Origin of the sequence: Tistrella mobilis, from assembly GCF_039634785.1 — a bacterium.
Taxonomy (GTDB): domain Bacteria; phylum Pseudomonadota; class Alphaproteobacteria; order Tistrellales; family Tistrellaceae; genus Tistrella; species Tistrella mobilis.
The window spans coordinates 39,821-50,519 of the sequence record NZ_JBBIAB010000031.1 but is presented as its reverse complement, the minus strand read 5'-3'; the positions used below and the strand labels follow the sequence as shown (position 1 = coordinate 50,519).

The following is a 10,699-nucleotide window of genomic DNA, read 5'->3' as shown; positions in this document are numbered from 1 at the left end:
TGTGCCTTTAAGTCATCAAGCGCTGTTTGCCACTTGATCAGCGTTCCTGACCACTCGGAAACCGTCATTGGCCCTGCCTCCCCATGCTGGAACGCAGAGAATCACGGCTTTCCTAAAAACGAAACTGTAGTACTAGTGATCCCCCGCCGCCCGGATCGCCTCCGCCCGGATCTCCTCGGTCAGCTTTGCGCGGAGTTCGCTGAATTCGGGGCTGGATTTGACGGTGTAGTGGCGCGGATGGGCCAGCGGTACCGGCGTGATCGCCTTGATCCGGCCGGGGCGCGCCGACATGGTGATGACGCGCGAGCCCACGAAGATCGCCTCTTCGATGTCGTGGGTGACGAAGATGACGGTCTTGCGGGCGCTTTCCCAGATGCCGAGAAGCAGTTCCTGCATCAGGCCGCGGGTCTGGTTGTCGAGCGCGCCGAAGGGTTCGTCGAGCAGCAGGATCTTGGGGTCGTTGGCCAGCGCCCGGGCGATGGCGGTGCGCTGCTGCATGCCGCCGGAAAGCTGCTTGGGCCAGTGATTCTCGAAGCCGCGCAACCCGACCTGATCGATGAAACGCCCGACGATCTCGCGCCGCTCGGCCTCGGCCATGCCCTTTTCGCGCAGGCCGAAGCCGATATTCTGTGCGACGGTCAGCCACGGGAACAGGGTGTAGGACTGAAAGACCATGCCCCGATCGGCGCCGGGGCCGGTGATCTCGCGCCCGTCGAGCGTCACCCGGCCGGTCGACGGACGGTCGAGCCCGGCGATGATCCGCAGGAGGGTCGACTTGCCGCAGCCCGACGGACCCAGGATCGAGACGAAGTCGTTGTCCGGCACCACCAGATCGGTGGGCTGGAGCGCCAGCGTCGGCTTGCCGCCGCGCACACCCGGGAAGGTGCGGCTGACGTTTTCGACGATCAGCCCGCCGCTCATGCCAGCCGCCATGCGAAGAGGCGGCGGTTCGCCAGCTTGAACAGCACGTCGGAAATCAGCCCGATCACCCCGATGACGATGATGCCGAAAATGATCTGACCGGTGGCCATCAGCGCCTGGGAATTGATGATCATATAGCCGATGCCCGACGAGGCGCCGATCAGTTCGGCCACGATGACATAGGTCCAGGCCCAGCCCAGAACCAGGCGCAGGGTCTCGGCGATGTCGGGGGCATTGGCCGGCAGCAGCACCCGGCGGAGAATGCCGCGATCGCGGGCGCCGAGCGTATAGGCCGCTTCGACCAGATCACGCCGGGTGGCACCGACCTGCACCGCCACCATCAGGGTGATCTGGAAGACCGAGCCGATGAAGATCACCAGCAGCTTCTGCATCTCGCCGATGCCGGCCCAGAGGATCAGCAGCGGCACGAAGGCCGAGGCCGGCAGGTAGCGGGCAAAGGAGACGAAGGGCTCGAACAGCGCCTCGATCGGCTTGTAGGCCCCCATGGCGATGCCGAGCGGCACGGCGATGACGGCGGCCATGGCGAAACCGCCGACCACCCGCCAGACCGTCATGCCGATATCGGACAGGAAGCCCTGGTCGGCCAGCAGCGACCAGCCGTCGGCGAGCATGGTGAGCGGGTCGGCAAGGAAGGTCGGCGAGACGAAGCCGCCGAAGGTCGCCACCGCCCAGCCGGCCGTGAACAGCACGAAAAAGCCGATGCCGAGCAGGATCCGCGTGCGCGGGCTGACCGGCTCGAAAGGTCGGAGCATGGGGTTCAACCAGGTCTTTGGGTCGGAGAGAAAAGGCGACGGAGGCCGGGCATGGGCGGGGCGGAAGGCCATGCCCCACCCCGCCGCAGGCCAGGTGCCGCACGTTACCTGATGTAGCTGGTGTCGACGATCGCGTCGATATCCGGCTTCTGCTTGATCACGCCGATTTCGAGCAGCAGATCGGCCGCCTCGGCCGAGAAGGTCTTGAACTCGCCCTCGAAGAAGGCCTGGTTCGCCGCCTTGTCCTGCCAGCGCAGATACTGCGCCGAATTGCCGAAGGCCTCGGCGGTCTGCTTCACATCGGCGCCCATGATGCCATAGGCCTTGTCCTTGTCGGCCGCGATCATCTCAAGCGCCGCGAAATAGCTGTCGGCCAGCGCCTTGCCGGCGGCGGGGTTTTCCGACAGGAAGGCCGGGGTGCAGCCGACGGTATCCATCACCGCCGGATAATCCAGCGTGGTCGCCAGGATCTTGCCCTTGTCGGGGGCGTTGCGGACGGTGGAGAGATAGGGCTCGTAAGTCATCGCCGCATCGTTCTGGTCGGCGACGAAGGCCTGGGCCGCCGGCCCCGGCTCCATATTCACCACCTTCACATCCGACATCTTCATGCCGTTCTTGTGCAGCATCCAGGCGAGCAGGAAATAGGGCGAGGTGCCGGGCGCCGAGGCCGCGACCGTCTTGCCCTTCAGATCGGCAAAGCCGTTGACGTCGCTGCGCACCGCGATGCCGTCGGCGCCATAGGACTTGTCCATCTGGAAGATCTGCTTCGCCGGCACGCCGTTGGCGTTCCACACGATCCAGGTTTCGACCGTGGTCGCCGCGCACTGAATGTCGCCGGAGGCGAGCGCCAGATGGCGGCTGGCCTGCGGGATCTTCTTCAGGGTGACGTCCAGCCCGTGCTTTTCGAAGATGCCGGCCTCTTTCGCCAGCGTCAGCGGCGCGAAGCCGGTCCAGCCCGACAGGCCGATGGTCACCTTTGTGGTCTCGGCGGAGGCGGGCGCGGCGATCGCCACGGCCGCAAGACCGGCCATGGCGGCGGCCATGCCGATGTTCCGACGAAGCTTCATGAACTGGTCCCCCGTATGTGAACGGACGCTGATGGTCCTGACCCGGTCACCCCTGTGCCCGCGGATCGGGCCGCGGGTCTTTGCTTTGCATAAACTCATAGCAGCACAGCGGATCACCCGGCGTCAATTGCCTATACATATCGCAGGATGATCCGCCCGCCGGACGAACGAAACCCCGCCATCGCTGCCGATGGCGGGGTTCGCAGTGGCCGGGACCTGACGGAGGGATCAGTCCGCGGCCGGGATGCGGCGCACGGCCCCCTGGGCGGCACTGGTGGTCAGCATGGCATAGGCCTGCAGCGCCTTCGACACCTTGCGGCTGCGCGGTTCGGCCGGCTTCCAGCCCTTCGCCTCCTGCGCCGCACGGCGGGCGGCCAGGGTGTCGTCGTCGACCGCCAGATGAATGCGGCGGCCGGGGATGTCGATCTCGATGATGTCACCTTCCTCGACCAGGCCGATGGCGCCGCCTTCGGCCGCTTCCGGCGAGACATGGCCGATCGACAGGCCCGAGGACCCGCCCGAGAAGCGGCCGTCGGTCACCAGCGCGCAGGTCTTGCCCAGCCCCTTGGACTTGAGATAGCTGGTGGGATAGAGCATTTCCTGCATGCCCGGGCCGCCGCGCGGGCCTTCATAGCGGATCAGCACCACGTCGCCGGCGGAAACCTTGCCGCCCAGAATGCCGGACACCGCCGCATCCTGGCTTTCGAAGATCCGCGCCGGGCCCTTGAAGGTGAGGATCGAGTCATCCACACCCGCCGTCTTCACGATGCAGCCGTCGAGCGCGATGTTGCCGAACAGCACCGCCAGACCGCCGTCTTTGGAGTAGGCATGGTCGATATCGCGGATGACGCCGGTCTCGCGATCCAGATCGACCGCATCGAAGCGGCGATCCTGGCTGAAGGCGGTCTGGGTGGGCACGCCGCCGGGGGCGGCGCGGTAGAAATCATGCACCGAGGCGGCATTGGTCCGCTTCACGTCCCAGCGGTCGAGCGCATGGCCCAGCGTCTCGGCATGGACCGTCGGCACGGAGGTATCCAGCAGGCCGGCGCGGTCCAGCTCCCCCAGGATCGCCATGATGCCGCCGGCGTGGTGGACGTCTTCCATATGCACATGGCTGACCGCGGGCGCCACCTTGCACAGCACCGGCACCCGGCGCGACAGCCGGTCGATATCGGCCATGGTGAAATCGACCTCACCCTCCTGCGCCGCGGCCAGCAGGTGCAGCACGGTGTTGGTCGACCCGCCCATGGCGATGTCCAGCGTCATGGCATTCGCAAAGGCCGCCCGGGTGGCGATGCCGCGCGGCAGGGCGGTGGCGTCGTCCTGCTCGTAATAGCGCCGGGCCAGATCGACGATCAGATGGCCGGCTTCCAGGAACAGCCGCTTGCGGTCGGCATGGGTGGCGAGCGTCGAGCCGTTGCCCGGCAGCGACAGGCCCAGCGCCTCGGTCAGGCAGTTCATCGAATTGGCGGTGAACATGCCCGAGCACGACCCGCAGGTCGGGCAGGCCGAACGCTCGATGACCTTGACGTCGTCTTCCGAAATCCGGTCGTCGGCGGCGGCGACCATGGCGTCGACCAGGTCCAGCGCCTTCTTCTCGCCGCCCAGCACCACCTTGCCGGCCTCCATCGGCCCGCCCGAGACGAAGACCACCGGGATGTTGAGGCGTAGCGCCGCCATCAGCATGCCGGGGGTGATCTTGTCGCAGTTGGAAATGCAGACCATCGCATCGGCGCAATGGGCATTGACCATGTATTCGACGCTGTCGGCGATCAGTTCGCGCGAGGGCAGCGAATACAGCATGCCGTCATGGCCCATGGCGATGCCGTCATCGACCGCGATGGTGTTGAATTCCTTGGCGACGCCGCCCGCGCTTTCAATCTCGCGCGCCACCATCTGCCCCAGATCCTTGAGGTGCACATGGCCCGGCACGAACTGGGTGAAGGAGTTGACCACGGCAATGATCGGCTTGCCGAAATCGTCGTCCTTCATACCGGTCGCGCGCCACAGACCGCGGGCGCCGGCCATGTTGCGGCCATGGGTGGTGGTGCGGGAACGATAGGCGGGCATGGGGGATCCTCAAGGACGCGGCGCGCGCGGAGACCGGCGCGCATATGGGCTTCTTGTGTACCGCCCCTGAGACAGGCCCCGGGGGACGGCGGGCACGGTATACCACACTATGTAAGCCGGGTCGCCGCGCTTCAATTCCATTCATGACCCGTCGCGGCCGATTTTCGAAGCCCCCGGTCCGGATCGTGGCCCGCAATACGCAAGAAGACGCCCGCCCCGGATGGCGCAATCCGAAGCGGGCGCCCTGATATGCCCTGGCGTCATGCCGCCATGTCGAAGACCAGCACCTCGGCGCCGTCGAGCCCGGCGAGGTCGATGCGGCCGCCGGTGATGGCGGCGCCGTCGCCTTCCTTCAGCACCTCGTCGCCCAGCTTCACCCTGCCGCGGGCGACCTGGACCCAGGCGATGCGGCCCTGGGCCAGATCATGGCTGGCGGCCGCCCCCTCGGGCAGCAGGCCGGCATAAAGATCGACATCGCGATGGATGGTGATGGAGCCCTCGCGGCCGGTGCGGGAGCCGACCAGGCGCAGCCGGCCGGTCTTCTCGGCCTCGGCAAAGGTCTTCTGCTCGTAGCCGGGGGCCAGACCCTCGGCCTCGGGGATGATCCAGATCTGCAGGAAGTGCACCGGATCGGTGCGCGAGGCGTTGAACTCGCTGTGCCGGATGCCGGTGCCGGCGGTCATCCGCTGCACGTCGCCCGGGCGGATGACCGAGCCGGTGCCCAGGCTGTCGCGATGCTCAAGCCCGCCCTCCAGCACATAGGAGATGATCTCCATGTCGCGATGCGGATGGGTGGGGAAACCGCCGGCCGGGGCGACCCGGTCGTCGTTGATCACCCGCAGCGGGCCGAAGCCCATATGGTTCGGGTCGAAATAATGCCCGAACGAGAAGCTGTGATGGCTGTTCAGCCAGCCGAAATCGACATGGCCGCGGTCTTCTGCACGACGGATGATGGTGGTCATGATCCTGGTTCCCCTGCTTGCGGGAGGTCCACCGCGGGACCGTTGAGAGGAAGATAGATCCGACCACCCCACCCCACAATTCAGCCAGTTTCGGCCGGACTGTGTCTGAAATGGATACAATCCGGCCGCTCACTCCGCGGTCATGCGGATGTCGTGATCCAGGAAATCATTGGTATAGGCACGGGTCACGTCGAAGGGCTTCTCGATCCCGAAATAGGTCTCGACCAGCTTGTAATCGGCCGCGACCCGCTCGGGGTCGAAGGCGCCGAGGGCCGTGCCGGTGGTGGTCGGGTCGCGCATCAGCTCTTTCACCCGGTTCCACTGGTCGCGCTGGTTGGCTTCGGTCAACCCCGAGGCGGCCGCGAGCAGCGCCTGAAGGCAGGGGGTGACGTCCTGGACGCAGGCCGCGAAAGCGCGCTGGCTGACCCGGGTGAAGGCCTCCACCACCTCGGGCTTGTCTTTCAGGAAATCGCCATTGACGATGATCGCATTGCCATAGGGGTTGATGCCGATATCGCGCCAGGCCACGAAGCCCAGATCGTCGCCGAACTCGCGCACCTTCAGATCGTGTTCGTTATAGAAATCGGTGGTGACGTCGATCGCGCCGCTCTTGAGCGAGGCCATCTTGGCCTGCGGGCTGACATTCACGAAGCTGACCGAGCCCGGATCGATCCCGACCTTCTGCGCGAAGGCCGGCCACATCACCCGCGAGGCATCGCTCGGCGGGTTGCCGATCTTATGGCCGGGAAAGTCGGCGGGCCCGGTGATGCCATGGCTCTTCAACCAGTAGAAACCTTGCGGCGAGTTGGCATAGACCACCATCACCGCGGTCAGGTCGGCGCCCTTGCTCTTCGCCAGCAGGGCGGTCGCCATGTCGGCGATGCCGATCTTCGACGCCCCGGCGCCGACGCGCTGGGCCGACACGCCCGAGCCCTTGCCGGTCTGGATGTCGAGATCGATGCCGGCCTCTTCATACCAGCCCTGGGCCCTGGCGTAGTAATAGGGCGAATGGTCGGCGGTCGGCACCCAGTTCAGCACCAGATCGACCTGTTCCGCCGCCGCGGCCGGCTGCACCCAGACGGTCGCGGCCATCGCCGCTGCCACCGCAGCACGGATCCCCGTGATCTTCATGCCCTTCAACTCCCTGACTTTTCCCGGTGAGGCCAGACTTTTCCCTGATCGGCACCGCCGCTTCCATTGTGGTAAGGAAGGCGTTACGGCCCTGTCGCGGAAAAGCTTAGCGCTTCACCCCGGGACCGGGCAATGTTAAATCAACTGGTTGGTTGATAATTTGGAAGTGGCCCCGATGAACGACTCCCCGCGGATGAACGACAAGCGTCCTGCTCGCCAGAAGCGCGATCCCGAGGCGACACGGCGCGCCCTGCTCGGCGCCGCGATCGCCGAATTCGCCGACAAGGGCCTGGCCGGATCGCGGGTCGACGAGATCGCGCAGCGGGCCGGCGTCAACAAGCAGTTGGTTTATCATCATTTCGGCAACAAGGAGGACCTGTTCCGCGCCGCGCTGGAACAGGTGTATGGCGAAATCCGCGCACGCGAACAGGCCCTGCATCTGGCCGATCTGCCGGCGGTGGCGGCGATGGAGCGGCTGGTCGGCTTCTCCTTCGACCATCTGGCCGAACATCCCGAGCTGGTCGCGCTGCTCAACGACGAGAACCGCCACGAGGCCCGGCATGTCAAGGATTCGCCCCAGATTCAGGCGATGCATTCGCCGTTGATCGTGATGATCGAGGAAACCCTGACCCGCGGTGCCCGCGAGGGGGTGTTCCGCGACGATATGGATGCGATCAACGTCTATATCTCGATCGCAGGTCTTGCCTATTTCTTCTTCGCCAACAATCACACCCTTTCCGCCATTTTCGATACCAACCTGGATTCGGCGCGCGAGGTCTCTCGCCGGCGGCGCCATGTCATCGATTTCGTGCTCTCGGCCCTGCGGCCGGTGGCGGGCGCGACCGGGTGAAATTAAGTCAACTGTTTAGTTGACTCAGAAATCCAGCGGCCCTAGCCTTGTTTTGTGGCCGGAGGGTGAGGCCGAGGGAACCGGACGCCGGCCGTCCGCGGGCCGGCACCCGTTCACCAGGGCCGTTCGAAGAGGGATGCCATGTCATGACCAGCCTCGTGGAGGAGGACGCCCGCAGCGCGGGCGCGGCGGCCGAGGTGAAGGCCGAACGGGCGGCGGCACGCCGGCGCCAGGCGGTGGTCGTCGCCGTCCATCTGGGCGCGATCGCGCTCTGGGAGCTGACGGTTCGCCTGGCAGACCTGCCCGCCTTCATCCTGCCGTCCCCGGCGGCCGTCCTCGCCACACTCGGCGGCGAAGGCTATGACTGGCTGGGCAATACCGCCGTCACCGCGGCCGAGATCTTCGGCGGCTATGCACTGTCGGTGGTGGTGGGGGTGGCGCTCGCCCTCGCCTTCTCGTGGTCGAAGCCGTTGACCCTGCTGGTCTTTCCGCTGCTGGTGACGCTGAACATGATCCCCAAGGTGGCGCTGGGCCCGCTGGTGATCGTCTGGTTCAGCTATGGCATCGGCACCAACATCCTCATCACCTTCCTGCTCTGCTTCTTCCCGATCCTGCTGACCACCGCGCGCGGCCTGAAGGAAGTGGAGCCCGACCTGCTCGACCTGGTGCGCTCGCTTAAGGGCTCGCGCTGGCAGGCCTTCCGCTACATCCAGCTGCCGGGCGCCCTGCCCTATCTGTTCTCGGGCATGAAGGTGGCCGCGATCCTGGCCGTGGCCGGCGCGGTGGTGGGCGAATTCATCGCCTCGGAACGCGGCCTCGGCTACCTGATGATCCAGGTTCAGGCCTCGCTCGACACGCCCGCCATGTTCATGGCGGTGGTGATGCTGACCCTGCTCGGCCTCGCCCTCTATCTCGCGGTGCTCGCCGCCGAACACCTGTTCCTCCCCAAGGATGCGAGGATGAAATGACCGTCTGGCTCGATGACGCCGCCTTCCCCGACCGTTTCGACGGCCCCGAGGCGCTGGACGACTTCCTGACCCGCCCGTCGCGGGCGCTCGGCGCCGACCTCGCCTCGATCGACGGCGACATCATGGTACTGGGCGTCGGCGGCAAGATGGGCCCGACGCTCGCCCGCCTCGCCCGCAATGCCGCCCCCGACAAGCGCGTGATCGGCGTCGCCCGGTTCAGCGAACCGGGCCTGCGCGACAGCCTGGAGGCCCATGGCGTCGAGACCATCGCCTGCGATCTGATGGATCCCGACGCCATCGCCGCCCTGCCGCGGCTGCGCAATGTGGTGTTCATGGCCGGGCGCAAGTTCGGCGCCACCGGCTCGGCCAATCTCACCTGGGCGATGAACGTCCATGTGCCGTCGATGGTGGCCGGGCATTTCCGCGACAGCCGGATCGTCGCCTTCTCCACCGGCTGCGTCTATCCCTTCGTCGACGTGTCGAGCCAGGGTTCGACGGAAGACAGCATCCTGAACCCGCCCGGCGAATACGCCTTATCGTGCATCGGGCGCGAACGGATCTTCGGCCATTTCTCGGAACGCTACGGCACCCCCGGCCGGCTGTTCCGGCTGAACTATGCCGTGGATCTGCGCTATGGCGTGCTGTTCGACGTGGCCCGCAAGGTCCGCGACGGCGAGCCGGTCGACGTGACCATGGGCCATGTCAACGTCATCTGGCAGGGCGATGCCAATGCCCAGGCGCTGCGCTGCCTGGCCCATTGCACCGATCCGACCAGCCCGATCAACGTCTCGGGGCCCGAGACGATCGCGGTGCGCTGGCTGGCGCGCACCTTCGCCGAACGGCTGGGCCGCGAGGCGGTGATCACCGGCATCGAGGCGCCGACCGCCTGGCTGACCAACACGGCCCAGGCGGCCGGGCTGTTCGGCTACCCGCTGGTGCCGCTCAACCGGATGATCGACTGGGTGGCGGACTGGGTGGCGGCGGAACGGCCGGCCTTCGGCAAGCCGACCCGGTTCGAGGTGCGGGATGGCACCTACTGAGCCGGCGCCGCTTACGCCCGACGCCCTTGATGACTGCCGGGCGCTCTCGACCGCGGCCGGCTGGAACCAGACCGCGGCCGACTGGATGACCTTCTTCCGGTCGGGCACCGTCTTCGGCATCACCGAGGGCGGAAGACCGGTCGCAACCGGCGCGGTGATCGCCCATGGGCCAAAGGTCGCCTGGATCGGCATGGTGCTGGTCCGGGACGACCGGCGGGGCGGCGGGCTCGGCACGCAGATCCTGAAGGTCTGCCTGGACCATTGCCGCGCACGGGGCCTGCTGCCGGTGCTGGATGCAACGCCGGCAGGGGAACGGGTCTACCGCCCGCTCGGCTTCCTGCCCTGGTTCGGCCTGACCCGATGGGACGGCACCGGCGGCGACCAGGCGGCCGGGGGCGTGCGCAGCGTCGGCCCCGCCGACCTGCCGCGGATCGCCGGGGCCGATGCCGCGGCCCTTGGCGCCCCCCGCCCGGAGCTGCTGGCCCGGCTTGCCACGAGCGGCGCCCCGGCGCTGATCGCGGACACCGGCGGCGGCTTCGCCCTGGGCCGCCCCGGCCGGGTCGCCACCCAGATCGGGCCGGTGGTCGCCGAGGACGAAAGCACCGCAGCGCGGCTGATCGAGGCGGCGATCGCAGCCGTCTCGGGCCCGGTGATCATCGATCTTGCCGACCATCATGCCGGCCTCACCGACCAGCTGCGGGACCGCGGCTTCACGCCCCGCCGCCCGTTCCTGCGTATGGCGCTGGCCCAGGCAACACCGCTTGGCACCCCCGCTCATCTTTATGCCGCCGCCGGCCCCGAATTCGGGTAGCGAGTCCTGTCAGCCCCTCGTCGGGCGGGCGCTGCCGCGCCCTTGACCGCCGCCTCAATGGCGGCTTATGACCACCATCGTGAACGATGGTGGTCATGGGAAACTT

The 10,699-nt window shown here is 67.0% G+C and carries 10 protein-coding genes; 4 read left to right on the top strand and 6 right to left on the bottom strand.

The features are described from left to right. Positions 1 to 132 precede the first annotated feature (132 nt). The 6 genes from WI697_RS25320 to WI697_RS25295 form a co-directional block, all read right to left on the bottom strand. On the bottom strand, positions 133 to 921 hold the full coding sequence (locus WI697_RS25320; protein ID WP_062764146.1) for an ABC transporter ATP-binding protein: 789 nt from the start codon (positions 919 to 921) through the stop codon (positions 133 to 135). Next, positions 918 to 1,694 carry an ABC transporter permease gene (locus WI697_RS25315; RefSeq protein WP_062764148.1) on the bottom strand — a complete coding sequence of 259 codons (777 nt, stop codon included), beginning with the start codon at positions 1,692 to 1,694 and terminating at the stop codon, positions 918 to 920. The genes WI697_RS25320 and WI697_RS25315 overlap by 4 nt, the downstream gene beginning before the upstream one ends. A gap of 104 nt (positions 1,695 to 1,798) precedes the next feature. Continuing rightward, the gene (locus WI697_RS25310; protein ID WP_156503186.1) at positions 1,799 to 2,737 is read right to left on the bottom strand and encodes an ABC transporter substrate-binding protein; all 939 of its coding nucleotides are present in this window, start codon (positions 2,735 to 2,737) and stop codon (positions 1,799 to 1,801) included. A gap of 252 nt (positions 2,738 to 2,989) precedes the next feature. Next, positions 2,990 to 4,831 carry a dihydroxy-acid dehydratase gene (ilvD, locus tag WI697_RS25305; RefSeq protein WP_345960399.1) on the bottom strand — a complete coding sequence of 614 codons (1,842 nt, stop codon included), beginning with the start codon at positions 4,829 to 4,831 and terminating at the stop codon, positions 2,990 to 2,992. 260 nt (positions 4,832 to 5,091) lie between these two features. Then, complete coding sequence (locus WI697_RS25300) at positions 5,092 to 5,793, bottom strand: pirin family protein (RefSeq protein WP_062764156.1); 702 nt, start codon at positions 5,791 to 5,793, stop codon at positions 5,092 to 5,094. Between the two features lie 129 nt (positions 5,794 to 5,922). Continuing rightward, the gene (locus tag WI697_RS25295; protein ID WP_345960398.1) at positions 5,923 to 6,924 is read right to left on the bottom strand and encodes an ABC transporter substrate-binding protein; all 1,002 of its coding nucleotides are present in this window, start codon (positions 6,922 to 6,924) and stop codon (positions 5,923 to 5,925) included. Positions 6,925 to 7,099: 175 nt separating this feature from the next. Here WI697_RS25295 and WI697_RS25290 point away from each other — a divergent pair, with 175 nt between their 5' ends. The 4 genes from WI697_RS25290 to WI697_RS25275 all read left to right on the top strand — a co-directional run bounded on the left by WI697_RS25290 (position 7,100) and on the right by WI697_RS25275 (position 10,593). Continuing rightward, a complete protein-coding gene (locus WI697_RS25290) occupies positions 7,100 to 7,774 on the top strand; it encodes a TetR/AcrR family transcriptional regulator (RefSeq protein WP_345960397.1) in 675 nt (224 codons plus the stop codon). Positions 7,775 to 7,920: 146 nt separating this feature from the next. Then, positions 7,921 to 8,742, top strand: coding sequence for an ABC transporter permease (locus WI697_RS25285; RefSeq protein WP_345960396.1), 822 nt, complete (start codon positions 7,921 to 7,923; stop codon positions 8,740 to 8,742). After that, a complete protein-coding gene (locus tag WI697_RS25280; protein ID WP_345960395.1) occupies positions 8,739 to 9,782 on the top strand; it encodes an NAD-dependent epimerase/dehydratase family protein in 1,044 nt (347 codons plus the stop codon). Before WI697_RS25285 ends, WI697_RS25280 begins: the two co-directional genes overlap by 4 nt. Beyond that, positions 9,769 to 10,593 (top strand): GNAT family N-acetyltransferase, encoded by an 825-nt coding sequence (locus WI697_RS25275; RefSeq protein WP_345960394.1) that lies wholly within the window; start codon positions 9,769 to 9,771, stop codon positions 10,591 to 10,593. The genes WI697_RS25280 and WI697_RS25275 overlap by 14 nt, the downstream gene beginning before the upstream one ends. Positions 10,594 to 10,699 lie beyond the last annotated feature (106 nt).

Bases quoted from the DNA above. Each gene is read 5' to 3' on its own strand.
- WI697_RS25320 (WP_062764146.1), bottom strand. From the start codon at position 921: ATGAGCGGCGGGCTGATCGTCGAAAACGTCAGCCGCACCTTCCCGGGT.
- WI697_RS25315 (WP_062764148.1), bottom strand. From the start codon at position 1,694: ATGCTCCGACCTTTCGAGCCGGTCAGCCCGCGCACGCGGATCCTGCTC.
- WI697_RS25310 (WP_156503186.1), bottom strand. From the start codon at position 2,737: ATGGCCGCCGCCATGGCCGGTCTTGCGGCCGTGGCGATCGCCGCGCCC.
- ilvD (WP_345960399.1), bottom strand. From the start codon at position 4,831: ATGCCCGCCTATCGTTCCCGCACCACCACCCATGGCCGCAACATGGCC.
- WI697_RS25300 (WP_062764156.1), bottom strand. From the start codon at position 5,793: ATGACCACCATCATCCGTCGTGCAGAAGACCGCGGCCATGTCGATTTC.
- WI697_RS25295 (WP_345960398.1), bottom strand. From the start codon at position 6,924: ATGAAGATCACGGGGATCCGTGCTGCGGTGGCAGCGGCGATGGCCGCG.
- WI697_RS25290 (WP_345960397.1), top strand. From the start codon at position 7,100: ATGAACGACTCCCCGCGGATGAACGACAAGCGTCCTGCTCGCCAGAAG.
- WI697_RS25285 (WP_345960396.1), top strand. From the start codon at position 7,921: ATGACCAGCCTCGTGGAGGAGGACGCCCGCAGCGCGGGCGCGGCGGCC.
- WI697_RS25280 (WP_345960395.1), top strand. From the start codon at position 8,739: ATGACCGTCTGGCTCGATGACGCCGCCTTCCCCGACCGTTTCGACGGC.
- WI697_RS25275 (WP_345960394.1), top strand. From the start codon at position 9,769: ATGGCACCTACTGAGCCGGCGCCGCTTACGCCCGACGCCCTTGATGAC.